The following is a 24,831-nucleotide window of genomic DNA, read 5'->3' as shown; positions in this document are numbered from 1 at the left end:
GAATAAGCTTTAATCCTCCATGGCTTCTGCATCTTCAATGGCCTTAATTACCGCCATTATCCTCCTGATTGCCTTGGGCGACAAGGGCCTAACTTGCTTGAATAGGAGCTGGAGGTCGTCTCTCTTTTTAAGTTCTTGCCAGAAGGCCATGAGTTCTTCATCACCTTCTAGGGCCTCGTCTATCTTTTTTTCAGCCTCGGCCGTGATTTGGTCAAGGGTGCGGGGATCGTCGGTGCGGCCGAGGAGATAGTCTACACTTACCCCAAAAAAATCTGCTATTTTGGAGGCAGTTTCAAAATCAGGTTCGCGCCTGCCTAGTTCATAGAGCGATAAAGCTCCTCTAGATATGTTTAGAAGTTCCGCAAGCCCAACTTGCGTTAAGCCTTTAGCTTGCCGCAAAGAAACTAACCTTTCGGCAAATTTTTTCACTCAAATCACCTACTTGTAATAATATTACTCTACAAACCGCAGCATATTCAATTCATGCTTCAAAAAGCAGCTTTTTAGTGCCATCTATCTTGACCGCTGCTAACTGTAGCATTATAATATAGCTAAAAGCTACGATATGAAGCAAGAGGTGGTGAACTTGAGGAAGAAACTTATACAGCTGCGGAAAAGTAGATAGAGGGGTGGATGCTATATTCGGACGCTATTTGGGAAATGGATTTTTCTTCCTTGAGAATTTCCAGTACGATTTTAGCCTTAAGCTCGGCTGGATATTGTTTCCTAATACTCATTTTGACGCTTAGGACCCCCATTTTTCGTGTCTAAATTTCTGGGTCCATTATATTAACGGGGGAAAAACAATATTTTCCTTCGCAGTAACGCTATTATGATAGCCACGGGCACTGTCATAGCAGCGGCAAGGGGTCTTCAGTTTCGCTAAATCCATTTCGCTAGAGGCAGGGGACCCTCTCCGCTTTCCCTCCGCTTCAACACCGCTTCTACTCAAAGCCCTAGCGAATAGTTGTTTCGTAAATATTATATTTTATCGAACTCCACTGTTGTCAGTAGCCGTTAAACCCTGCGGGTTTCTCACCATTATACTGCCAACTTATCCCCTCCCGGCCGCACCGCAGATATGGATTTTATCTTTTACCACTTGGGACACAGCCCGGCGGGCAGCTACGGCCGCTTGCCAGGGCTCTTGCCTGCCTTCGTTTAATGCCTCGCGCATGGCCTGGGCCCAGGCCATTTTAAGTTCCGTCCCAATATTTACTTTAGTGATCCCTCGGACTATGGCTTCACGCAGCATGGAGTCCGGTATCCCGGAGCCGCCGTGCAGCACTAAGGGGACTCCCACCAGCTCTTTAATCGCCTCTAGCCGCTGAAAATCAATTTTAGGTTCAGCTGTATACATTCCGTGGGCCGTACCTAGAGCAGGGGCTAAGGCATCGATACCGCTTTCTTGGACCAGCCTGGCTGCTTCCTGGGGGTCGGCCAGGCCAGCAGCGGCGTTACCCATTATCATGGAGTCCTCCACCCCGCCGATATGGCCCAGCTCAGCCTCGGCTGAAGCTCCTACCGCATGGGCCATAGCTGCTACTTGTTTCGAAAGGGAAATATTTTCGTCTAAAGCCAGCTTTGAGGCATCGATCATTACAGAAGTAAACCCATGAGCCAAGGCCCAGATTATCCATTCCAGGGTTTCGCTGTGATCCAGGTGCAGGGCCACCGGTATTTTGGCTTCTTCTGCGGCAGCGCGGGCCATGGCCGCGGCGGCCGTAGCACCGATTTTTTGCAGGTAAGTAGGGGTGATCTGGAGAATTACGGGGGCCTTTTCTTCCTCGGCTGCATCTAGAATTGCTTGCAAAATCTCCAGGTTGTGGAAGTTAAAAGCTGGGACTGCGTATCTTTTTTGTTGCGCCCGAATTAAGAGTTCTTTAGCCGATTTTAACATTTTTTTAACCCCCCATAAAAAAACAGTTGACGCTAACTATATTACCAGAATATAATAAAGGCGTAAATAGCGAAGTTTATAATATTATCATATTAACTTTTCTACTTACCCATTTAGCAGAGACAAAGTAATCGCATTAACCAATGAACATAAGGCAGAGAGTGAGTGTAGTGATCATGGCAAAAAATTTTCTGTTTGTGGCGCAATCAGGAGGACCAACTTCAGTCATCAATAGCACTTTGGCGGGGATAATTGCTGCTGCTCAGAAAAGGCGGGAAATTGATGGAATTTATGGTTTGGTACATGGGTTGGAAGGAGCCCTGCGCGGGGAAGTCATTGAACTTAATTTAACAAACAGTGAATTGGAGCGCTTAAATAATACTCCGGCAGCCATTTTAGGAGGGAGCAGGCATCCCTTAGAAGAAACGGACTTGGAGAAAATAATAGACTTTTTTTCTAAAAATAATTGTCGCTATTTCCTTTTCATCGGCGGAAACGGCACAATGGAAACCTGCTTGCGCTTGCGCGAAGCGGCTTCTCGTCAAAAAGTATCCATGGAGATTATAGGGGTTCCCAAGACGGTGGATAACGACCTGGCAGAAACCGATCATGCTCCAGGTTACGCCAGTGCAGCCCGTTATGTGGCGTTAAGCGTTCGAGATCAGTTGCTCGACCTGGAATCCATGCGGAGGTTTGAACAGGTAAGAATTATAGAAACCATGGGCCGAAGGGTGGGATGGCTAGCAGCAGCCTCTTTTTTGGCAGTTGATGCTACTAACACAGTTCACCCCCTCTTCATTCCGGAAGTTCCCATTGACGAAGAAGAATTTCTCGCCCATATTGAAAAGGTGTATAAAGAACAAGGGTTTGTATTGGTAACTATAGGTGAAGGAGTGTGCAATAACAAAGGGGAGCCGTTGGGCCATCTTCCTTTTGCTGGATTGAACGACAAAGGTTGTCATGCGGTAAGGACTGGAGCAGCCGAATATTTGGTCAGACGCATTAGTGAAAAGCTCAAATTAAGAGCCAGGGCCCAGGTGCTGGGTATGAATCAGAGGAGCTTTACCGCCTGTGTCTCTCCCATAGATAGGGAAGAGGCCTACAGAGTGGGAGTGGCGGCTGTTAATATGGCTGTAGAGGGACAAGGAGGCCATATGGTAACTCTGGTCCGGGAAGGCACTTCCTCCCGTATAGGTTTTGTGTCCTTAGAACGTGTGGCGGGCATTGAAAGGGAGTTTCCGCTTAAATTTTATGATCAAGCCCGCAAGCGGGTGACGAAGGAGTTCGTAGATTGGATTTTGCCCTTAGTTGGGGACCTAGGGCCAACTTACTTGTATAGAAACGAATTGCTTACTACTATTAAAGCCCGCGGAGGTAAATTAGAGTTAGAAGAAATTGCGTGCTCTGGAGGGAGAGGATATTGTGGCTGGAGTTAGGCTGGTAGGTGTAACTAAGCGATTTGGTAACACAGTAGCTGTAGCCAAGATGGACCTGGACATTAAAGATGGTGAATTTATGGTTCTGGTAGGTCCCTCGGGCTGCGGCAAAAGTACAACTTTGCGGATGATTGCCGGGTTGGAGATGCCGACCGAGGGCGAGATATATATTGGAGAGAGGAACGTCACCCATGTGGAACCCAAAGATCGGGATATAGCTATGGTGTTTCAGAATTATGCCCTTTACCCCCATATGAAGGTCTATGACAACATGGCTTTTGGATTGCGGTTGCGCAAAGTACCGAAGAAAGAGATTGACCAGCGGGTAAGGGAAGTGGCGGAAATGCTGGGTATAGCTGGTTTGCTTGACCGTTACCCGCGGCAGCTATCAGGAGGCCAGCGCCAGAGAGTGGCGCTGGGGAGGGCTATTGTACGGCACCCGCAAGTATTCTTGATGGACGAGCCTTTAAGCAACCTGGACGCCAAGCTGAGGGTACAGACGCGCGCAGAGCTTATTAAACTTCATCAGCGTTTAAAAACTACAGTAATATATGTTACCCATGACCAGGTAGAAGCCATGACCATGGGCACCCGGATTGTAGTAATGAAGGATGGAGTAGTCCAGCAGGTGGGTACGCCGCAGGAGATATATAACCGACCTCACAACATGTTTGTGGCCGGGTTCATAGGTTCACCCCCTATGAATTTCATCAAGGGTAAGTTGGCTATTCGTGAGGGTAGTGCCTATTTTACGACGCGAGAGCATAGCATCAGGTTGGCTAATTTGTATCCGGAAATGATAACTTATCAAAACAAAGAGATTGTGTTGGGTATACGGCCTGAGGATATCACTATTGCTAGGGATGAAGAAGAGCAGGGAGATTTTGTTGGTACTACAGAAATAATCGAAAATATAGGAGCCGAAGTTATCTTATATATAAGAACTCCGGATGAAATAGAAATAGTAATTAGGTTAAACGCAAGTCAAAAATTACCAGCAGTGGGACAGAGAGTTAAGTTGCAATTATCTCCTGAAAAGATACATCTGTTTGACCGCACAACGGGTGTCAGCATCTTAAACCAAAATTAAATTGGGCGGGGTTAACTCATGAAGGTAAAGGGAAGGAAGCAACAATCATCAGGCTTGGTGGCCAGGTGGTTGGGAGAAGTTTTTAAGCATTCACTACTTATTATTTACGCCCTAATTATTATCATCCCCCTATCCTTGGTACTCTTTGCCACTTTCAAAGATGTGGCAGAATTGTACAACAATCCCGTGGGTTTGCCTGCCAGGTGGGCCTTAGATAACTACCAGCAACTGTTTGAGCATGAGAATATGGCTGTTTACTTTAAAAACAGTGCCATAGTTACTTTTACCTCTGTCTTCTTTGTATTATTGCTGGGCAGCATGCTGGCTTACGCCATTACCAGATTGCCTAAATGGTGGGGGACGGCTCTTTTCGGCTTCGTGACTTTAGGCATGATGATACCGGTACAGGTAAACATGATACCCACCTACGTGCTCATCTCCCGAATGGGGCTTCTAAATACTCATTTCGGTTTAATCCTAGTTACGGTCGCTACTTTATTGCCCATCTGTGTCTTTATTTTGACTGGCTTTATGAAGACCCTACCCCAGGGTTTGATAGAAGCGGCCATGGTAGATGGCGCCTCGCACTGGCAGATATATTCCCGGGTAGTAATTCCCCTCTCCCTGCCTTCTCTGGCGGCTGCGGCCATTTTCTGTTTTGTCATTACCTGGAACGATCTCTTATACCCCTTATTATTCTTAAAGTCCAACGAACTAAAAACGTTGCCCGTAGCCCTGCTTCAGTTCCATGGGGAATATCTGACTAATTATCCCATGATTTTTGCCGGGGTAGTGGTGGCCTCGGTGCCCATGATTATCATTTATGTGTTCCTGCAGCGCTACTTTGTCGAGGGTATGACAGCAGGATCCATAAAAGGATAAGGAGGAGGCAAAATATGCAAATCGGGTTATATCACAGTTGCTTTATGCACTGGGATCTGGAAAAGACCTTCAGGTGGGCCAAGGAGCACGGGTTCCATTGCGTGGAATTGCACGGCGGTCCGCGCTATAAATTCATCAATTGGGATAGGGTGGCAGCCGGGGAAACTAAGGAAATATTAGGCTTGGCCGAGAAATATGATATCCAAATTGTGGACATTATGTTCGGAGCTTTGCCCTTTTTGTCTCCCAACCCTGAAGAAAGGGAGAAGGCGCAAAAATACATTTTTACCCTGCTAAGGGCGGCGAAACAATTGGGAGTCCCTGTGGTATCCACCTTTACAGGTAGGGATCCCTTAAAAGATATTGGCGATAACCTGGACCTGATGGAAAAGATATTCCCGCCTATTATAGAGGAAGCCGAAAGATGCGGTGTCAAGTTATGTTTCGAGAACTGCGGCATGATTGAATTCTGGCCGCCCGTATATAACATTGCCGTTACTCCCGTCATCTGGGAAGAAATCTTCAGGAGGCTCCCGGCACCCTCTCTGGGGTTGAACATCGACCCTTCCCATCTGATCTGGCAGGGAATTGATTATGTAGAGGCGGTATTAAAATTCAAGGACAGGATATTCATGGCTCAGGCTAAGGACACCGAAATGTTGCCCCATGTCCAGAGGATGCAGGGTATGTATTGTTATCCCCACAACTGGTGGCGGCACCGCATCCCGGGCCAGGGCGATGTAGACTGGCGCAAGTTTATCTCTGCCTTGCACGAGATAGGGTATGAGGGCGCTATTACCATTGAACATGAAGATCCCATCTGGACAGGAACAGATGAAAAAATAGAGCGAGGGGTCCTCCTGGCTGCCGAACACCTCAGGCAATTTGTATAGCCATTATCGGCAAAAGGAAGAGTTGTACCGGAGGAGGGTTTACCGTGCTTAAAGTTGGATTTATCGGAGCTGGCAGGATGGGCCAGCACCATAAAAGCAAGCTGGTAACCAGGGATGATGTAGCTATTACGGCCGTGTGCGATGTGTTTACCGACAGGGCCAATAGGATGGCCAAAGAAGTGGGAGCTAAACCCTATTACGACTACAAGGAAATGCTGGATAAGGAAGAACTGGATATAGTTTATATAAACACGCCCACCATTACTCATCCCGAGATGGTGGAGGAAGTGACCAAACGGCGGCTTCACCTGTTCCTGGAGAAGCCCCTGGCCCTGGACTTAAAAACTGCTTATCGGATGAAAGAGCAGGTGGAGAGCTCCGGCATTATCTGCACAGTAGGCCATATGTATCGCTATCGTGAGACAGTGCAAAAGATGCTGGAGATATTCGCTGGCAAACCGGTGGCCATGTTAAACGCCTACTGGTATTGGACTATACCCCCTGTACCCCATATAGCCGACAAAGATACAGGCGGTGGACCGGTAGTGGACCAGATTGTGCACCTTATTGACCTGTGCCGCTTGGTGGCCGGTGAGGTAGATACAGTAAAAGCATCTTATACCCTCAATTGCCGTAAGGATGAGGATTTCAACAATTGGGATGGCTATGCCGTCAACCTCACCTTTAAGAGCGGAGCCGTAGCCTCAGTTACCGGCACCCTGGCTCTCTACCCCGAGATGGGTACGCAGACCTTTTTAGAGAATATTGTTTTGGATATAGCCGGGAAGAACGTCCTGACCAGGTTTACTCCCAAGACGCTGCAGATATTCACCCCCAATAAGGTAGAGGTCATCGATACTCCGGCAGGAGACATCGACCACGTGTTCATCGAGGCAGTAAAAGCCCAGGATCCCAGCCTTATCAAGTGCCCCATCGGTGATGCTATAAAGACATGTGCGGTTACCCTTGCCTGTAACTATTCTGCCCAGACCGGGCAAATAGTCTACATGGATGAGTTTATCCTGCAAAATTTAAACAGACCACTCTAGGCCTTAAGCCTGAGAAGGGGGAGGGCGGGCGTGGCCCCGTACATTTTGGCATTAGATCAAGGCACTACCAGCTCCAGGGCCATTATCTTTGATTTGGATGGCAGGCCTTTGAAACAAGTTAGCCGGGAGATTACCCAGATTTATCCCCAGCCCGGTTGGGTAGAGCACGACCCAGAGGAAATATGGTATAGCCAGCTGGCGGTAGCCCGCGAGGCTATAGACCGAGCAGGCATCAGCGCGCGGGACATTCTGGCCATCGGCATCACCAATCAAAGGGAAACTACAGTCATCTGGGACCGGGAGACGGGGAAACCCTGTTACAACGCTATTGTCTGGCAGTGCCGCCGGACGGCGCCCTTCTGCCAGGACTTACAGGCAAGGGGTTGGAGCGAGGAAATTCAGGCCAGGACAGGTTTAGTAATAGATGCCTATTTTTCCGCTACTAAGATCAAGTGGCTGCTGGACAACGTGCCGGGGCTGCGCGCCCAGGCCAGGGCGGGGAAAGTCCTGTGCGGAACGATTGATTCTTGGCTTTTGTGGAAATTGACCGGTGGCAAAGTACACGCCACGGACTACTCCAATGCCTCTCGCACTATGTTGTTTAACATTCATACTCTCAGGTGGGATGAGGAGATCCTGAGGGAGTTGGACATACCGGGTAGTATTTTGCCGGCAGTTTTGCCTTCCTGTGGTCACTTCGGGGTAGCTGAGGAGGCATTGTTAGGTGTCCCCATACCCATTACCGGTATAGCCGGTGACCAACAGGCCGCTTTATTTGGGCAGTGCTGCTTTACTCCTGGCACGGTGAAAAACACCTACGGTACAGGTTGTTTTATATTGATGAATACAGGCTCCCGGGCAGTCACTTCTCGGCAGGGCCTTTTGACTACCATAGCCTGGGGAGCAGAGGGAAAAGTCTTTTATGCCCTGGAAGGAAGCGTGTTTATAGCTGGAGCTGTAATCCAGTGGCTAAGGGACGAAATGGGCCTGATAGCGCGCGCTCAAGAATCGGAGGATTATGCTCTAAAAGTAGGAGATACCAATGGTGTGTATCTCGTACCCGCCTTCGTGGGCTTGGGTACGCCGTACTGGGATATGAATGCCAGGGGTATTCTTTGTGGCCTTACTAGGGGTACCAATAAATACCATGTGGTGCGTGCAGCCCTAGAGGCCATTGCTTATCAGACCAGGGATGTCCTGGGGGCCATGGCGCAAGAAGCCGGGTTGGCCCTAGAAAGGGTACGGGTGGACGGAGGCGCTACCCGGAATAATTTCCTCATGCAGTTCCAGGCGGATATCCTGGGAATCGCCATAGACCGGCCATGGGTCAATGAGACCACTGCTTTGGGGGTGGCCTTGCTGGCCGGGAAAGGAGCAGGGGCTTATTCCAGCTGGGAAGAGTTAACCCGGAGATGGAAACTGGAGAAGACCTTCCAGCCGCAAATGCCCAAAGAGAAGGCGGAGGCCTTATACAAAGGATGGCAGAGGGCTGTAGAAAGGGCGCGCAATTGGATAGAGCCCTAAGGGGCGGTGACTATGCAAACCGAATTTCCCATAGTCATAATCGGTGGAGGCGCTACAGGTACCGGTATCCTGCGAGATCTGGCTCTGCGGGGAGTTAAGGGCCTCCTGGTGGAAAAAGAGGGACTGGCCAGCGGTACCAGTGGACGGTTTCACGGGTTGCTCCACAGCGGGGCCAGATATGCGGTAGTAGATCCTGCTTCGGCAGCGGAGTGTGCCCGGGAAAACGCCCTTTTAAAGAAAATGGCGCCGGGCCTTATCCATGATACCGGAGGCTACTTTGTGGCCCTGCCGGAGGATGACGAGGATTATATAGATAAGTGGGTGGCCGGGTGTAGAGAAGCTGGCATAGAAATCCAAGAATTGGAGCCGAAAAAGGCCCTGGAGCGCGAGCCCAGCCTCAATCCGGCAGCAAAGGTAGTGTTTGTGGTCCCGGACGGTACCATCGACGGCTTCCAATTGGCCGAGGCCAATGCCAGGGCAGCAGAAGAGGCTGGCTGCGTGGTTAAAACGTATACACAAGCTACAGGGTTGCTATTGAAAAATGGCGCTGTCCGAGGTGTCTACTTGAGGGATGAGATCTCCGGCAAAGAGGAATTGATAGAGTGCCAGCTGGTGATCAATGCGGCAGGCGCCTGGGCAGACCATATTGCTGCGATGGCGGGAATTAGGATTAATATACTGCATGACCAGGGAAGTCTATTGGTATTTAATCACCGCTGGTGCCGACGGGTGATAAATAGACTGCGGAGACCCAGCGACGGTGATATCATTGTACCCCACGGCAGTGTAACTATTTTGGGGACCACCTCGGAAGTCATAGAAGACCCAGACACCGCTCAAGTTAAAAAAGAGGAAGTATGGAGATTGCTGGCTGAGGGCGAAAAGCTGATACCCGGCTTGCGACAGGCGCGAATAATCCGGGCCTTTGCAGGCGTTCGCCCCATTTATGAAAATACTTCCAATGGTGTTCAGGGCCGAGAGGCGACCAGGGATTTTTCCATCATTGATCATGAGCAGGTTCACGGAATACAGGGTATCATTTCTGCCGTAGGCGGTAAGTTGACCACCTTCCGCCTGATGGCTCAGGCTGCGGCGGATCTGGCCTGTGTCAAATTAGGCATCAGCGCTTCCTCTCTTACTGATAGTATCCCTTTGGAAGCAGTGGTGCGCCCAGAAGATAGGATTGCCAAGTATTATATTTGCCATTGCGAGAGGGTAAGCCCTGAAATGCTCAGCAGGGTAGTAGAGGGGAAACGATATTTTACTTTAAACGATGTGCGGCGTCTTACCCGCTTGGGTATGGGACCTTGCCAAGGAACCTTTTGCACCTACAGGGCCGCAGGCTTCTACCATAATACAGGTATACTTCCGGGAGAGAGAGCCCTCCAATTCTTGAGGGACCATATTCAGGAGCGCTGGAAAGGTAATCGACCCGTCCTTTGGGGCGATCAGGCCCAGGAGGTAGAAATTACTCGGGGCATGTACCTGGGCAACTTAAATCTGCGTCAGGTGGAACGTGAGGGCCATGAAATGTGATGTGCTGGTAATAGGGGCAGGCCTGTCGGGGCTCATGGCTGCCGCGGCCGCAGTGCCCAACGCTAGAGTAACGGTGGTGGCTGAGGGGAGGGGCAGCCTATATCTTTCTACCGGATTTATTGATTTTCTGGGTTACTACCCCGGGAGGTCCAACCTTCCCCTGAAGGAGACCGGGACGGCCCTGCAGCATCTGGCCCAGAGGCAACCAGAACATCCTTATGTGGTGGTGGGAGAAGAGGATATTGAAAAAGCCTTCAGTTTTTTCCTCCGAGTAATGGAGGCTGCCGGCTACCCCTATGTGGGTAGCTGGCGCACTAACCGGTTTCTACCCACGGGGGCAGGTACGCTGAACCCCACAGCCTTGGTCCCCTTAACTGCTAAGGCAGACTGGGAGAAATATAATAGGATACTAGTTACCGGCTTTCGAGAAATGTCCGATTTCTACCCGGCGCTTATAGCCGAAAACCTGGACCGTCAGTGCAAGCGGTTAGGATTAAAACCCTCTATTGAGTCCACCTGGATCAGCCTGGATATAGAAGTGGGGAGAGAATTAAACAGTTTCGATATTGCTCTCTTGCTAGAAGAAGAAGCTTTAAGAAGAGGAATTATGGCCCAACTCAAGAGACTGGTAAGTCCAGGGACATTAGTCCTTGTGCCTGCTGTTTTGGGTGCAAGGAAGTGGTTAATGGTGCAAAAAGACTTGGAAGAAAATCTTAAGTGCGCTTTTATGGAGGTGCCCACGCTCCCCCCCTCGGTTACCGGATGGCGGCTGGCGGAAAGCCTTATATCTTATCTTAAGAAACAGGGAGTAAGGTTTATCTGGAACACGAAAGCTGTTAGGGCGGAAAGTCAAGGAGATTGGTGTCGGGGTGTTTGGCTCCGGTCCATTAACGGCCGGGAGATTTATTGCCAGGCCCAGAGCTATGTACTGGCCACTGGGGGTATACTGGGCGGCGGCCTTAAAGTTACCCCCGAAAGCATAGAAGAAACAGTATTTGCCCTGCCGGTCCAGGGCGAGAATACAAGTGCTGCCGAGGATTTCTTTGCTAACCAACCCTATGCCTGCGCAGGAATTAAAACTACATCTCGACTGCAGCCCCGGGATACGTGCGGCAAAGTGGTATACAGGAATGTATACATAGGGGGTAGGAATTTGTATGGTTACGATCCCTTTGGGGAAAAAAGCGGCAACGGGGTAGCGGTAGTTACAGGGTATACGGCGGGAATCTGGGCTGCTCGGGGGGCTTAAGCACGTGGAGCAGTTGGAAAGGCGACTGGACTATTGTTTAAAATGCAGCATTTGCCACACCCAATGCCCTGTAGTGGCTGAATACGTAAATTTTCCTGGTCCTAAATATTTAGGGCCGGAGCTGCAACGGCTATACTTGACCAATGACGCTCCACAGACAAGGTTTACTGTAGACAGGGAATTGGTCTTCTGCACCAACTGCAAAAGGTGCGACGCAGCATGCCCCCACGGCGTTACACCGGCGAGCTTTAATCTCAGGAATAGAGCGTACTTAAAGTTACCTCTAAAAGAAAGAATCCGGGATTGGATGTTGGCCCACAACTATTATTGGGGCAGGGCCGGTAAACGCTTGGCACCTCTAGTTAACCTGTTGCTCAAGCAGAGGTGGATACGCCTGAGTCTGGCTCTAATAGGTGTTACACCCCACCGGCCTTTACCCTTATATGACAGAAGGGAGATCGTAATAGCCAACACTAAAGCACCGGGGGTACCTTCCTCCAAGAAAGCCCTATATTTTACGGGCTGCTATGCCACTTTTTTTGACACGGAGGTAGCTAAGTCCACTATCAATCTCCTACATTTCCTGGGCTATGAGGTAAAACTGGCTCCCCTTTTCTGTTGCGGGACACCGCTGGTGAGCAATGGCTTGCTCAAGCAAGCCTACAAGGTAGCAGAAAAAAACACCAGGATCTTATTAAACTACGTTGCCCAGGGATACAAAATAGTTACCAGCTGCCCCAGCTGTTCCCTGGCTCTGAAGCAGGAATATGAAGACATTTTGGGCCCTGAAGGGGCGAGGGAGCTGGCCCTAAACGTATGGGATATTTGCGAATTATTGGAAGAAGAAGGGGTAGGAACGAGCCGGACCGAACCCACTAAAACCAAGCTTTATTATCACCTGCCCTGTCATCTAAAGGCTCAAGGCGTGGGTGCCCCTGCGGTACGTATTCTGGAGAATTGGTACGACGTCATTCTCAATGACGAATTATGCTGTGGCCTGGCCGGCACTTTTGGTTATAAAAAAGAGAAGTACACCCTGTCTATGGCTATTGGGCGTCCACTATTTACCGCTATAAAAAATAGCGAGTGCAGCGTAGTCGTTACTGACTGTGGTATGTGCAAGGTACAAATCCAGCACGGCACAGGTATCGAAGTAGTCCACCCCGCGCAGCTTATAGAAGCAAATATTGTGAGATCTTGAGCGATTGACAGGTGGGACAGGGTGAGTTATACTAGATATAAAATTATAAACTTATAAATAAGGGGTGATATAAGGAGGGGGACGCAAAAGGGCGAAAAATTTAATAGTAAGCTAAACACCGAACAAGGAGGAGGAAGTATGAGGGGAAAAACTCTTCGAAAGGTAGGGATCTTGCTGGCTCTCCTGGTCGCTGCCAGCTTGATTTTAGCGGGCTGCGGTGGGGCCAAAACCGCGGGTAAGGAGGGCCAGGCTCCCCAAAATGACAAAGTGGTGATCAGGTTCGCCCACTGGCGGGGAGAGGATTTAGAAGCTTTCAACAAGATTATCAAGAAGTTTCAGGAGGAAAATCCCAATATAGCTGTAAGCCAGACGGTGGAAGGCTCGGAACAATACAGGACCAAAATCCAGGCTGAGCTCCAGAGCGGAGAAGGTCCGGATGTTTTTGCTACCTTCCCTGGTAGTGACTTTGCAGCTTTGGCTTCTGCCAATGCGTATCTCGACTTGAACGGCCTGGATATCCTCAAGAGCATCAATCCAGAATTCCTAAAGCCTGGACAACTCAATGGCAAGCAATACGCCATTCCTTATCAGCTAGTTTTTAACATTCCCGTTTATAATAAAGATATTTTTGCTAAGTATAATTTAGAACCTCCTAACGACTGGGAAGGTTTCCTAGCTCTTTGTCAGAAGCTCAAGGACAACGGCGTGACCCCCATTATTTTGGACAGCGAAATTGGTATCGGTCAGTTTATTAATCCTATGCTCATGAACAATATGCCCTCTGGTGATACTTTGAGCAAAGTTCAGACCGGCGAAGCCAAACTCACCGATTCGTGGTTTGTAAAGACCTTAAAGCAATTCAAAGAGCTCAACGATAGAGGCTTCTTCCAAAAAGACGTGTTGGGAACCAAAAAGGCTGGTGCGGCAGCCCTGTTCGCCCAGGGGAAGGGGGCTATGCTGGCCCAAGGTTCTTACATGATGGTATCTAATAAAAAACAGAATCCCAATTTGAAGCAAGGCTTGCTTGCGCCCATCACCGTTCCGGCAAACGAGAAGAAGTATGACGGTATCCATACCGCCACCTTTATGCTGGGCATTAACAGCAAATCTAAGAACGTGGAGGCTGCCAAGAAATTCCTCCAGTTCCTCTTCAGGCCTGATATAGCGGGCGAATACGCCGAGGCAACCGGGCAATTTGTAACTGTAAACGGAGTGAAATACGAGTCTCCTGAACTGCAGGAACAGATCCCCTGGCTGTCCAAGAAGACGTTATTCCAGCCGCGTTATATGGTTACCGTGCGTGAGGTTCAGGACGCCATTACCAATGCTGTGGCAGATGTACTTGGCGGTATGTCGCCGGAAGAAGCTGCTGCCAAGGCACAGAAGGCGGTGGATCTGGCAATTAAGAAGAATCGATAAGGAATAAATCAGGCTTTTATAGCCTGGTCTGGCCGGGGAGTTATATATCCTTTCCCCGGCCAGACCAGGTCAAGGTGTAGGAGGCCAGAACATGAAAAGAAGCTGGGGCTTGAGCTTATTTATCCTTCCAGGATTGACCTTATATATTATCTTTTTTATAGTCCCCTGTATTTTTGCGCTGGGCTTAAGCCTGACCAATTGGAACGGCATCTCGCCCCAATTTTCCTGGGTGGGACTTTCGAACTATAAGACGCTGCTATTTCACGACGAGATCTTTCGGCAGGCTTTTGGGAATAACCTGAAATATACCCTATTTGTAGTCTGCTTCCAGACGCTTTTTTCCCTGATCTTCGCCCTAATTCTGGTGAAGAATATCCGGCTCAATATATTTTATCGGGCCCTATTTTTTTTACCCACGGTGATCGCCTCTGTTTCCGTAGCCTTTATATGGATTTTCGTCTATGATCCCAGTCTGGGCTCCCTGAACTGGTTCCTGAACAAGGTGGGCCTTGGGTTCCTTATACAGTCCTGGCTGGGCGACAAAAGAATAGCTATTTACAGTCTGGCCGTGGCCCAGGTATGGGCCCATACAGGTCAGGTTATGACCATTTTTATAGCTGGGCTCAATTCTATTCCCGAATCGCTGTACGAAGTAGCCCGGATAGAGGGAGCCAGCAAGTGGCAGACCTTCCGCAACGTTACCTGGCCGCTGCTGGCGCCTTCAGCCACCATAGTAGTAGCCTATACAACCCTCCAATCCTTTAAAGCTTTTGACCTTATTCTGGCCATGACTGACGGCGGTCCCTCGTATGCTACTGAGATTCTATCCCTGTTCATCTATCATCAGGCATTCAACAACTTCAAATTTGGATATGCTGCTAGTTCCGCCGTTATCTATCTTATTATAATTGCCACCTTGACCATATTACAGTTCAGGCTCCTGAACGCCGACAAAGTGTCTTATTAAAGCAGAAGTTAATAAAAGGTGCTCTCCTTTAGCGAAAGGATGTGGCGGCATGAAGGATAGCAATCGCATAGGTCTCATAATGTTTGGTCGACCCCAGTTTGACATGCCTCTGGCCCAATGCTTGTTTCAGCGCGTAGCAACTTCTTTGGTGGAGACTGGTATTAACCTAGAGGTGGTGGATGACCCCGTTACCATAGCCGAGGAGGCGGTTAAGGCAGCGTTAATGCTAAAGGAGAAGGACTTAGATGCCGTTGTCGTGGTACAGGGTACGTTTACCGATGCCTCCCTTGTCTTACACCTAGCTCATACCTTAGACCTACCCTTGGTACTGTGGGCTTTCCAAGATAAACCCACGGGTGAGCGCTTAAGGCTTAATTCCCTTTGTGGTATAAACTTAGGTGCCCACGCTCTAAAGGCGGCGGGCAAGAACTTTAAGGCTGTGTACGGTGATCCGGATTCTCGTAAAGCGCTGGAAGAGGTTACTGCTTACGTAAGAGCAGCAGGGGCTCGTAAATGGCTTAAAGGGCGGCGCCTTGGCCTGATAGGACGTCGGCCCCAGGGCTTTTATGCCTCTAATTTTAATGAAATCTCCCTTTACAGCCGCCTGGGTGTCGCCGTGGAATATATATCATTAGATGAGGTCTTTAATTTGGCTAGTAAAATTGCAGATGATAGTCATTTATTGCTACAGGATGTAAAAGGTTATGACAAACTCGATAGCCAAGGAGTGGAAAGATCGGTACGGGGCTACCTGGCTCTCAAAGAAATAGTTGCTCGGAAGTCCCTGGACGGTATAGCTTTGGAATGCTGGCCCGATTTTATGGCTTACTACGGTGGAGCGGCCTGTTTCGCCTTAAGTAAGCTTAATGATGAAGGAATAGTTGCGGCCTGTGAGGCCGATGTTAACGGGGCGGTGAGCATGCTGTTGGGCCAGTACTTTTCCGGCAAACCGACCTTCTTGGCCGATCTGGTAGTGGGCGACGAAGAAAAGAATGAGCTGATTTTTTGGCATTGCGGGGCAGCACCGCAGTCCCTAGCTTCCCCTACGGCACCCGTGGTGGCCGGAGTTCACCCCAACAGGAAGATACCTTTAGCCCTTTATTTCCCCCTGCAAGAGGAAACAGTTACTATCATGAGGTTGAGTTCCGGTCCTAATGACAGCCTGCGATTGTTGCTAGGCAGAGGAGCGGGGCTGCAGGCACCGCTACTATTTAGCGGTAATACCTTACCCGTGCGCATGGAGAAACCGGTAAACGACATTATTGCTGCTATTTTGGCTGAGGGATTTGAGCACCACTATGTAATAGTCTATGGCGATTTGGCTAAGGCACTAAGGGACTTTAGTGCACTGCTAGGCTTGGAGATTGTAGAAATATAGGGACCTCCCCCAATATGATTGTAAGAGTGTAGAAGTAATGTGTTTCCACGTGCGTTGATAAGCTCAGGTGTTGGGGCAAGGTCGCAGCAGAGGGGTGGGAGCAAGAATCATGATTGAGCGCTTAAAGGAGATTACCACTAAAGAAAGGCGTATAAGGGAACTGCTGGCTAGAGCAAACCTGGACGGCCTATGCTTGTCTAAAGCCCTGAATTTTTCCTGGTTTACCGCAGGAGGCACTAATCGGGTAGTCACAGGATCGGAGACAGGTGCCGCCGCCCTGGTTATCCTGCCGGACCGCAAATTTGTAGTAGCTCCCCAAAACGAAATCGAACGCATTATGGAAGAGCAGGTCCCAGACCTCGGTTTTGAGCCCTGGACTTATGAATGGTATGAGAGCCGGGAGGAGGCTATTAAAAAGCTCGTCGGCAACTTAAAGGTGGGCAGCGATATACCTATGGCGGATTGGCCGGTGCTGGGGGCCGAACTCAACCGGTTGCGCTACAGCCTGACAGAAGGGGAAATAGCCCGTGCCAGGGAACTGGGAGAAATCTGCTCCCGCGAGCTAGCGGCTGCCTGTGTCAGCCTTAAGCCCGGGATGACAGAATGGGAAATCCTTGCTGATATCTCTTATAGGCTCGCAAGATACGGCGTACGGCCGGCCGTACTACTGGTGGGAACGGATGAGCGAGCCTTTAAACACCGTCACCCGGTGCCTACGGGCAAGAGGCTGGAGAGGTATGCGGTTATTGGCCTGGTGGGTGAGAAGGGCGGCTTGCATGTAGCCCTGACCAGATCCGTCTACTTTGGCAAGGTGCCGGATAACTTATGGAGCACTTATTTGTCTACCGTGAGGGTGGAGGCTGCTTTCCTGGGTGCCAGTAAGGTGGGTACAGATAGCCAAAGCGTTTTTGAGTGCGGGAAGGCAGCTTATGCCCGAGAAGGTTTTCCACAAGAATGGCGAAGACATCACCAGGGCGGGGCCATCGGTTATGCACCTCGGGAATATCGGGCTGGAGAAGGCAGTACGGAGATACTTCAGAATAACCAAATGCTGGCCTGGAACCCTACGATTCAGGGGACCAAATGTGAAGATACAGTGCTGGTCAAAGAAGGCGGGGAGCTGGATTTTCTAACCTGGGTCCCTGGCTGGTGGCCTGCAACTGATATGGACCTTGGCCCTCAAGAAGTGAGACGGCCGCTAATTTTGGAGCGGTAGCGGACAAACCTATTAAGGTTCCGCGCCTTCGGAGCGGAACCTTTTGAAATTTTTGGGGTATCACTTATTGCCCTCAGGGCGCCATCGCCGCCATCCTGACCAATCCGCGATCTGTTTCTGTATCAGCCTGCGAAGCTATTTTGAGCAAGATTTCAAGCTAATTGGGCTGTCAGTATGAGGTTAGGTTCATTTTGGTGCTATTAGACGTTGCTTCTGCAGACGCTATGAGCTAAACTACTATCAAGGACACGAAAATTTAAAAAGGGAGATACCCATGGCTTATTATCCGGACAGGCCCCTGGTGGTACAGAGCGACCGCACCATCCTTTTAGAAGTGGACAACCCGCTCTATGCCGAGGCGCGGGATTACCTTGTGCGCTTTGCCGAATTGCTTAAAAGCCCGGAGCATATCCATACCTATCGCCTGACACCTCTTTCCCTGTGGAATGCGGCCGCCAGCGGCCTGGATGCGGAGACCATCATCGGGGTATTGGGAGATTTGAGCAAATACCCGCTGCCGGCCAATGTGGTCACGGATATACGGGAGTATATGGGCCGGTACGGCAAAGTGAAGTTGGTGGCCAAGGGTTCGGAGATGCAATTGGTAACGGCGGACCCGGTTATAGCCACTGAACTCCTTAATAACAAGCGGGTGCAGCCTTATATTAAAGCTCAGCGGGATGCTTGTACCCTCCTTATAAATCCCTGGGAACGGGGTCTCGTTAAGCAGGCCCTGATTAAGATAGGCTACCCGGTAGAGGATCTGGCCGGATATGTGCCGGGCGCGCCCTTGAAATTTTCCTTGCGGGAGACCACTTTAGGGGGAGAGCCCTTTAAGCTAAGAGAATACCAGCGGGAAGCGGCAGAAGTCTTTTATGCTAGTGGCAGTTCCAAGGGTGGCAGCGGCGTTATAGTCTTGCCCTGTGGGGCGGGCAAGACCATTGTGGGCCTGGCGGTCATGGCCCTGACCCAGTGCTATACCTTGATACTGGTGACGAACGTCACCGCGGCCCGGCAATGGGTGGCAGAAATACGAGACAAGACCGACTTACCCCCGGATATGATAGGTGAGTACACCGGAGAGAAAAAGGAAATCAAGCCGGTCACCGTGACTACCTACCAGATTGTCACCCACCGGCGTAAGAAAGATGAGGAGTATCCCCATTTCCGGCTTTTCAATCAACAAGACTGGGGACTTATTATTTACGACGAGGTGCACCTTTTGCCGGCCCCTATTTTTCGCATAACCGCCGAATTGCAGGCCAGGAGAAGGCTGGGCCTCACGGCCACCTTGGTACGGGAAGATGGCAGGGAAGATGATGTATTTTCCTTGATAGGGCCCAAAAAGTATGATATTCCCTGGAAACAACTAGAAGCCCAGGGTTGGATCGCCAAGGCGACATGTTTTGAGGTGAGGCTGGACTTACCCCCTGAGGAGCGTATGCCCTACGCCGTAGCGGATGAGCGGGATAAGTACCGGGTAGCCGCTACTAATCTGTATAAAGATGCTGTGGTTGAGGCCCTGGTCAAGCGCCATGAAGGAGAACAGATTTTGGTCATCGGTCAATACCTGGACCAACTGGAACGGCTGGCGCAGCGGCTGGGTGCCCCTTTGATTACAGGTAAGACCGGCAACCGTGAGCGGGAAAAGCTTTACCGGGAGTTTAGGGAGGGCAGTTTGCGCTGCCTGGTGGTATCCAAGGTAGCCAACTTTGCCTTAGATCTCCCGGAGGCCAGTGTGGCTATTCAGGTTTCAGGAACCTTCGGTTCGCGCCAGGAAGAGGCCCAGCGGCTGGGAAGAATCTTGCGGCCTAAAAAATCGGGGCTTCCGGCTAGTTTTTACTCTCTGGTAACGCGGGATACGGTGGAACAGGTTTTTGCCGTCCACCGGCAGCTCTTTTTAACGGAACAGGGATATCGTTATGAGATAATAGGGCCGGAACTGGAACCGGTGAAAGGGAAAGTTTGGACTCAGGGGGCTCCGCCGGGAGAGCCTAGGGAGAAGACGGATAACAAGGTTATAGAGCTGGCGGAATGGAGGCGGAAAGCCGGCAGGAAATAAAGGCTTTATGAGTGTGGGAAGGTGAATAGGTTGGCGGGTGTGGTAACCTATAAAGATTATTTGGAGAGCGCTCCATTGGAGTTTTTGCAGACCCTGGCCAGGAACTTAAATTTACCTGTTCCGGAGCTGGGAAAGGCTGGACGGGGCCAGGCCCAACTTCTCCGGGAAAAGCTTTGTAAAGATTTAATTTCTTTCTATAGCCAACCTTCCTACTTGGAGAGGCTTTGGCAAGGGCTTGAACCTGAGGCTAGGTATATGCTGGAGTTAGTGCTTTTTGGTGCAGGTGCCGAAGGCCTGGAAGTGCACAAAGCGCATGGCAGGCTAAATAATTTATGGGGGAGAGATGTAACCCGGCAGGTGCGGGATAAGCTTCTGGGTTTGGGCCTTCTTTTTTTGTCCTCCACTTTTCGGCCGGAGCATTATCAGATACCGGCAGAACTGAGTGGCTTTCTGTATTATAAAAAAGTCCAAAGCCTGATTGAACCCTTAAGGCAGGGAGCGGAACCGGGGGAAAATCACGGGAAGTTTCTTTTGGTGGATTTTTACGTGCTTCTGGCCTGTGTGTTGCAGTGGAGAATAAAAGTGGCCCAGGCGGGCTATATATACAAGAAGGACCGCAAGAAGATAGCTTCTCTGCTACATTATCCTGAGAACGAGAAGCGATACGAGCTATTGGAGAATTTAGCCTGGAAGCTAGGCTTTCTAAAGAAGGAAGGGGAAAACGAAGTTAAGCTGACGAAAAAAGCCTGGGAATGGCTGGAGTTGCATCCGGTATGGCAATGGCACCAGTTTGTCACCCAGATCCTGGAAAGAGAGTTGAGCAGCACAGAGCACAAATGGCTGGAACATATCTTAAACCTGGTCCTGGCGTTGCCTCCGTGCCGTTGGATGTCCTTGGCCAATTTGCAAAGGTTGATTTCCGACTTTTCCCTGGGGCAGTGGCGCCAGTTTATAATCCAAGAAGCGCAAAATTGCTTGCAGAAACTACTCTGGGCAGGGCTTTTGGAAGTGAGGGGAAATTGGGACAGGGGAGCGATACGGCCTACCTCCCTATTGCTCCTTTATCTTCGTTTGTCTCGCTTATTTAATTCTGAGGGCGAAGAGAAAAGCAAGGCTAGAAACGAAGAGGATTTTGCCCAACTGGCACCGGAGGTGGAAGAAAGCTTCCCTAAGGTAGAGACTTTTGTAGTGCAGCCCAATTTTGAGATCCTGGCTCCTCTGGAAATCAACCCCTTGCTGTTTATGCGCCTGTCAGCTTTTGCCGAGTTAGAGAGCGCCGATCGCATGTTTATTTTCAGGTTGAGCCACCAGTCTTTTTATCGCGGTTTTATGTCCGGCTGGTCTCCCCGGGATATGATGGAGCTAATAGAGAAACATAGTAAATACGAGCTGCCTCCCAACGTCAGGTCTTCCCTGGAGGAGTGGGCGGGGAAGATGGGCAGGGTTTATCTAGAAAGGGGCGTACTGGTGCGCTGCACGGAAGAGTTATCCGGCGAGATCAAGGCCTTCTTACAAAGGCAGGGATGGCTGGTGGAAGAGATAAGCCCTACAGCTTACCTGATGCCGGAAGAGCCGGCGGGTCTATGTCTTAAGATGCTGGAAGTGGAAGGCTTCTTTCCCCGTCCCCAGATAGTGGAACACCGCACCCACCTGGGCCTGAACGTCTATCGCGACCCAGGAGAAGATATATTGGCGGCGTGGCTGAGGAATATCATTTTAGAAGAATTGCGGAAAAAATAAGGGCGGTTAAGCTATTATGCCTCTCTATCCGGGCTACTTGAATAGCTTAGCCCAGGGGCAATTAAAGGATCTGGGCGCTGAACTTATGGAACGGCTTAAAGACTGTACCATCTGCCCTCATCACTGCCATGTCAATCGCCAGAAGGGGGAATTGGGTTTCTGCCGGGCGGGCTGGGAAGTCGAGATCGGCGGCTATGGCCCTCATTTTGGCGAAGAACCGCCGCTGGTAGGAGGGGGCGGGTCGGGTACTATTTTCTTCAGCCATTGCAACCTGGGTTGCGTCTTTTGCCAGAATTTCGAAATCAGCCGGGGAAAGCACGGAGAAAAGGTTTCCTTGGAGCAACTCGCCCGTATCATGCTTGCCTTACAGGACCGGGGTTGCCACAATATAAATCTGGTGACACCCTCCCATTATGTCCCTCAAATTATAGCCGCCCTGGCCATTGCAGCAGAAAGGGGGCTGCGCTTACCATTGGTATATAATTGTGGGGGGTACGAGGAAAAGGATACCCTTAAGAGGATTGAGGGGTTGGTAGATATATACATGCCTGATTTTAAATATGCCGATCCCCAGGTGGGCCAGCGTCTTTCTCGCGTTCCGGATTATCCCCAGGTAGCTAAAGAGGCCATCAAAGAGATGCACCGACAGGTGGGGGACCTGGTCATAGACGAAAATGGGATAGCCCGGCGCGGCCTGATTATACGCCATTTAGTGTTGCCGGAGGGGTTGGCGGGTACGGAAGAGATTATGGAGTTTATCGCCCGCGAGATATCACCATATTCTTATATTAACGTAATGAACCAGTATTATCCGGCCGGTGAAGCATGGCGCTATAAATCTTTAAGCCGGCGCCTGACACTGGAAGAGTATAAAAGGGCCCTGGAGGCGGCACGGCGCGCCAGTCCTTATTTTCGCCTGGCAGAATAACGTTTTTTATCCTTGACAAGGATGGGAGCCCAACCTATAATACCTATAAAAGCAAGGGAAGCAACAAGCACTGGGCATTCCCCCAGTGCTTTTGGTCGCATAAAGGGACGGTTGACATCATATTATTGATTTACCGAATTACAATGGTGGCAGAAAAGAAAGAAAAAGCAAGGGAGCGAAGGGTAAGATGGCAGAGAAGGAAGTCCTGCTGACCGTGGGCGGTTTAAAAAAATTGGAAGAAGAGCTGGACTACCTGAAATCCGTAAAAAGGCGGGAAGTCGCCGAACGCATTAAACAGGCCATTGAGTTCGGGGATATTAGCGAAAACTCGGAGTATGAGGATGCCAAGAATGAGCAGGCCTTTTTGGAAGGCCGCATTCTTGCTTTAGAGAAGAAATTGCGCCATGCCCGGATAATTGATACCCAAGAGATGCCGGGGGATGTAGTGTCCATGGGTTCTAAAGTTACGGTGCTAGACTTAGATAGCGGTGAAGAGCTTACTTATGAAATTGTAGGATCCGTGGAAGCCGAACCCAGCGAGATGCGTATCTCCAATGAATCACCGGTGGGCAAGGCTCTGCTGGGACAACAGGTGGGAGCTGTAGTAGAAGTCCAGGTGCCGGCAGGTACCTTGCATTATCGCATTTTAAGCATAAACAACAACTAAACTTTAGGGGGATCAGGGTGGAAGCAGAAAATGATTTAATACGGGTAAGAAAAGAGAAACTAGCAGCTTTGCGCCAAGCAGGAATGCAGCCTTATGGCGGCCGTTTTGAGCGTACCCATTCTACCCAGGAAATTATTAACAATTTTGCCGACCTGGAAGGAAAGGAAGTAACCATAGCTGGCCGGTTAAGGGCTATCCGGGAGCATGGCAAAGCTACTTTTGCCGACCTCCATGACCAGGTGGGTCGCATTCAGCTCTATGTAAAACTCGACCGGATAGGAGAGGAAGCCTACCACATCTTTACCCAGCTATTGGATATCGGTGACATCCTGGGAGTACGGGGTACGGTCTTTCGTACCCGTCGAGGCGAAATTTCCGTGGAAGTCAGCCATTTTACCCCCCTCTGCAAGAGCCTGCGCCCCTTGCCGGAGAAGTGGCATGGCCTCAAAGACGTCGATCTACGTTATCGCCAGCGGTATTTGGACTTAATTGTTAACCCCGAAGTGCGCAATGTATTTATCACCAGGGCCAAGGTATTAAAAGCTATCCGTACCTTCCTCGACCAGCGCGGCTTCTTGGAAGTGGAGACACCTACCATGCATACCGTGGCCGGTGGAGCGGCTGCGCGTCCTTTCATTACCCATCACAATGCTTTAGATATTGATCTCTACTTGCGCATTGCCTTGGAACTCCACTTGAAGCGTTTACTGGTAGGAGGACTGGAAAAGGTCTACGAGATGGGCCGCATTTTCCGCAACGAAGGTATTTCTACCAAACATAACCCTGAATTTACTATGTTGGAGCTTTACCAGGCCTATGCCGATTACTACGATATGATGGAATTGCTGGAACAAATGGTGGCTTTTGTAGCTAGGGAAGCGCTAGGGACCACGACGGTGGAGTACCAGGGGGAAATATTGGAATTAGCGCCTCCCTGGCCCCGGATTACCATGATGGAGGCTATTAAAAGATATACAGGGATTGATTTTACTTCTTTGGATGAGGTGGAAACCCGCCGGGCGGCGGAAAGTTTGGGAGTAGAGATAGAAGCAGGCCTTAGCCGGGGAAAAATAATTAATGAGGTTTTTGAGGCCCTGGTAGAACCGCATCTTATACAACCCATTTTTATTATGGATTACCCCATCGAGATCTCACCTCTGGCTAAGAAGAAAGAGGACAATCCTGAATTTACTTATAGGTTTGAAGCCTTTATTGCGGGACGCGAGCTGGCCAATGCTTTTTCCGAGCTCAATGACCCCATTGACCAGAGGGAACGTTTTGAAGCCCAGTTGCGGGAGAGGGCAGCCGGGGATGAAGAGGCTCACATGATGGATGAAGATTTTTTGCGAGCCTTAGAGTATGGAATGCCTCCCGCCGGAGGTTTAGGCTTGGGCGTTGACCGGCTGGTGATGGTATTAACCAATTCCCCCTCCATCCGCGACGTTATCCTCTTTCCCACCATGCGTCCCCGGGAGGATTAAGTAAGCCGGAGGGGTTGCTTTAAGAGAGCAAAATGTAGTAAACGCGAGAAATTTAGCGATATATTGGGTAAAGTTGAGGTAGGGGCGAGATAGGGGGCGGGTGGGAGGGGATATAGGGGGTATGTAGGGGTTGAAGAGAGGGGTAGGGAGGTGATATATTGAGATTTGCCTCCCTGCGGAAGAGGGGGAGGAGGGGTGGAGTTGGAGTGGGGG

The 24,831-nt window shown here is 50.1% G+C and carries 20 protein-coding genes and 1 pseudogene; 18 read left to right on the top strand and 3 right to left on the bottom strand.

Annotation, left to right across the window (positions count from 1 at the left end; all coding sequences use genetic code 11):
* Positions 1-9: 9 nt before the first annotated feature.
* The 3 genes and pseudogenes from AC1BI1_RS05805 to AC1BI1_RS05795 all read right to left on the bottom strand — a co-directional run bounded on the left by AC1BI1_RS05805 (position 10) and on the right by AC1BI1_RS05795 (position 1,900).
* Entirely contained in the window at positions 10-429 is a 420-nt protein-coding gene (locus AC1BI1_RS05805; RefSeq protein WP_476716338.1) for a helix-turn-helix domain-containing protein, read from the bottom strand.
* 200 nt (positions 430-629) lie between these two features.
* Positions 630-737, bottom strand: a pseudogene (locus tag AC1BI1_RS05800) (transposase); the annotation flags it as partial.
* Positions 738-1,054: 317 nt separating this feature from the next.
* A complete protein-coding gene (locus AC1BI1_RS05795) occupies positions 1,055-1,900 on the bottom strand; it encodes a class II fructose-bisphosphate aldolase (RefSeq protein ID WP_476716337.1) in 846 nt (281 codons plus the stop codon).
* Positions 1,901-2,076: 176 nt separating this feature from the next.
* Between AC1BI1_RS05795 and AC1BI1_RS05790 the strand changes: the two genes are divergently transcribed.
* The 18 genes from AC1BI1_RS05790 (at position 2,077) to lysS (ending at position 24,618) form a co-directional block, all read left to right on the top strand.
* Positions 2,077-3,336, top strand: a complete 1,260-nt coding sequence (locus AC1BI1_RS05790) for a diphosphate--fructose-6-phosphate 1-phosphotransferase (protein WP_476716336.1) — start codon at positions 2,077-2,079, stop codon at positions 3,334-3,336.
* Complete coding sequence (locus AC1BI1_RS05785) at positions 3,323-4,426, top strand: ABC transporter ATP-binding protein (RefSeq protein ID WP_476716335.1); 1,104 nt, start codon at positions 3,323-3,325, stop codon at positions 4,424-4,426. Before AC1BI1_RS05790 ends, AC1BI1_RS05785 begins: the two co-directional genes overlap by 14 nt.
* 18 nt (positions 4,427-4,444) lie before the next feature.
* Complete coding sequence (locus AC1BI1_RS05780; RefSeq protein WP_476716334.1) at positions 4,445-5,308, top strand: carbohydrate ABC transporter permease; 864 nt, start codon at positions 4,445-4,447, stop codon at positions 5,306-5,308.
* Between the two features lie 14 nt (positions 5,309-5,322).
* Positions 5,323-6,201 carry a sugar phosphate isomerase/epimerase family protein gene (locus tag AC1BI1_RS05775; RefSeq protein WP_476716333.1) on the top strand — a complete coding sequence of 293 codons (879 nt, stop codon included), beginning with the start codon at positions 5,323-5,325 and terminating at the stop codon, positions 6,199-6,201.
* Positions 6,202-6,245: 44 nt separating this feature from the next.
* Entirely contained in the window at positions 6,246-7,250 is a 1,005-nt protein-coding gene (locus AC1BI1_RS05770) for a Gfo/Idh/MocA family protein (protein WP_476716332.1), read from the top strand.
* Between the two features lie 30 nt (positions 7,251-7,280).
* The gene (glpK, locus tag AC1BI1_RS05765) at positions 7,281-8,774 is read left to right on the top strand and encodes a glycerol kinase GlpK (protein WP_476716331.1); all 1,494 of its coding nucleotides are present in this window, start codon (positions 7,281-7,283) and stop codon (positions 8,772-8,774) included.
* Between the two features lie 12 nt (positions 8,775-8,786).
* Positions 8,787-10,310 (top strand): FAD-dependent oxidoreductase, encoded by a 1,524-nt coding sequence (locus tag AC1BI1_RS05760; RefSeq protein WP_476716330.1) that lies wholly within the window; start codon positions 8,787-8,789, stop codon positions 10,308-10,310.
* A complete protein-coding gene (glpB, locus tag AC1BI1_RS05755; RefSeq protein WP_476716329.1) occupies positions 10,300-11,559 on the top strand; it encodes an anaerobic glycerol-3-phosphate dehydrogenase subunit GlpB in 1,260 nt (419 codons plus the stop codon). The genes AC1BI1_RS05760 and glpB overlap by 11 nt, the downstream gene beginning before the upstream one ends.
* A gap of 4 nt (positions 11,560-11,563) precedes the next feature.
* On the top strand, positions 11,564-12,760 hold the full coding sequence (locus AC1BI1_RS05750; RefSeq protein ID WP_476716328.1) for an anaerobic glycerol-3-phosphate dehydrogenase subunit C: 1,197 nt from the start codon (positions 11,564-11,566) through the stop codon (positions 12,758-12,760).
* A 138-nt stretch (positions 12,761-12,898) separates the two neighbouring features.
* On the top strand, positions 12,899-14,179 hold the full coding sequence (locus AC1BI1_RS05745; protein WP_476716327.1) for an ABC transporter substrate-binding protein: 1,281 nt from the start codon (positions 12,899-12,901) through the stop codon (positions 14,177-14,179).
* Between the two features lie 91 nt (positions 14,180-14,270).
* Positions 14,271-15,146 carry a carbohydrate ABC transporter permease gene (locus tag AC1BI1_RS05740; RefSeq protein ID WP_476716326.1) on the top strand — a complete coding sequence of 292 codons (876 nt, stop codon included), beginning with the start codon at positions 14,271-14,273 and terminating at the stop codon, positions 15,144-15,146.
* Positions 15,147-15,195: 49 nt separating this feature from the next.
* Positions 15,196-16,524: an L-fucose/L-arabinose isomerase family protein gene (locus AC1BI1_RS05735; protein ID WP_476716325.1), complete on the top strand. Its 1,329-nt coding sequence runs from the start codon at positions 15,196-15,198 to the stop codon at positions 16,522-16,524.
* 109 nt (positions 16,525-16,633) lie between these two features.
* Entirely contained in the window at positions 16,634-17,740 is a 1,107-nt protein-coding gene (locus AC1BI1_RS05730) for a M24 family metallopeptidase (protein ID WP_476716324.1), read from the top strand.
* 274 nt (positions 17,741-18,014) lie between these two features.
* A complete protein-coding gene (locus tag AC1BI1_RS05725) occupies positions 18,015-19,802 on the top strand; it encodes a DNA repair helicase XPB (RefSeq protein ID WP_476716323.1) in 1,788 nt (595 codons plus the stop codon).
* A 39-nt stretch (positions 19,803-19,841) separates the two neighbouring features.
* Positions 19,842-21,542 carry a helicase-associated domain-containing protein gene (locus AC1BI1_RS05720; RefSeq protein WP_476716434.1) on the top strand — a complete coding sequence of 567 codons (1,701 nt, stop codon included), beginning with the start codon at positions 19,842-19,844 and terminating at the stop codon, positions 21,540-21,542.
* 16 nt (positions 21,543-21,558) lie between these two features.
* Positions 21,559-22,470: a radical SAM protein gene (locus AC1BI1_RS05715; protein ID WP_476716322.1), complete on the top strand. Its 912-nt coding sequence runs from the start codon at positions 21,559-21,561 to the stop codon at positions 22,468-22,470.
* Positions 22,471-22,657: 187 nt separating this feature from the next.
* Positions 22,658-23,137 (top strand): transcription elongation factor GreA, encoded by a 480-nt coding sequence (gene greA / locus AC1BI1_RS05710; protein WP_476716321.1) that lies wholly within the window; start codon positions 22,658-22,660, stop codon positions 23,135-23,137.
* Positions 23,138-23,148: 11 nt separating this feature from the next.
* Positions 23,149-24,618, top strand: coding sequence for a lysine--tRNA ligase (gene lysS / locus AC1BI1_RS05705; protein ID WP_476716433.1), 1,470 nt, complete (start codon positions 23,149-23,151; stop codon positions 24,616-24,618).
* The last annotated feature ends 213 nt before the right edge of the window (positions 24,619-24,831 follow it).

The sequence above is a fragment of the Thermanaeromonas sp. DSM 22490 genome, from assembly GCF_056378755.1.
Note: the sequence above shows the minus strand (reverse complement) of the source record. Positions and strands in the feature narration are given on the sequence as shown.

Excerpts from the sequence above, each read along its gene's own strand:
- AC1BI1_RS05795 (WP_476716337.1), bottom strand. The coding sequence starts at position 1,900 with ATGTTAAAATCGGCTAAAGAACTCTTAATTCGGGCGCAACAAAAAAGA.
- AC1BI1_RS05760 (WP_476716330.1), top strand. The coding sequence starts at position 8,787 with ATGCAAACCGAATTTCCCATAGTCATAATCGGTGGAGGCGCTACAGGT.
- AC1BI1_RS05725 (WP_476716323.1), top strand. The coding sequence starts at position 18,015 with ATGGCTTATTATCCGGACAGGCCCCTGGTGGTACAGAGCGACCGCACC.
- AC1BI1_RS05790 (WP_476716336.1), top strand. The coding sequence starts at position 2,077 with ATGGCAAAAAATTTTCTGTTTGTGGCGCAATCAGGAGGACCAACTTCA.
- glpB (WP_476716329.1), top strand. The coding sequence starts at position 10,300 with ATGAAATGTGATGTGCTGGTAATAGGGGCAGGCCTGTCGGGGCTCATG.
- AC1BI1_RS05780 (WP_476716334.1), top strand. The coding sequence starts at position 4,445 with ATGAAGGTAAAGGGAAGGAAGCAACAATCATCAGGCTTGGTGGCCAGG.
- AC1BI1_RS05715 (WP_476716322.1), top strand. The coding sequence starts at position 21,559 with ATGCCTCTCTATCCGGGCTACTTGAATAGCTTAGCCCAGGGGCAATTA.
- greA (WP_476716321.1), top strand. The coding sequence starts at position 22,658 with ATGGCAGAGAAGGAAGTCCTGCTGACCGTGGGCGGTTTAAAAAAATTG.
- AC1BI1_RS05735 (WP_476716325.1), top strand. The coding sequence starts at position 15,196 with ATGAAGGATAGCAATCGCATAGGTCTCATAATGTTTGGTCGACCCCAG.
- AC1BI1_RS05730 (WP_476716324.1), top strand. The coding sequence starts at position 16,634 with ATGATTGAGCGCTTAAAGGAGATTACCACTAAAGAAAGGCGTATAAGG.
- AC1BI1_RS05745 (WP_476716327.1), top strand. The coding sequence starts at position 12,899 with ATGAGGGGAAAAACTCTTCGAAAGGTAGGGATCTTGCTGGCTCTCCTG.
- AC1BI1_RS05740 (WP_476716326.1), top strand. The coding sequence starts at position 14,271 with ATGAAAAGAAGCTGGGGCTTGAGCTTATTTATCCTTCCAGGATTGACC.
- AC1BI1_RS05775 (WP_476716333.1), top strand. The coding sequence starts at position 5,323 with ATGCAAATCGGGTTATATCACAGTTGCTTTATGCACTGGGATCTGGAA.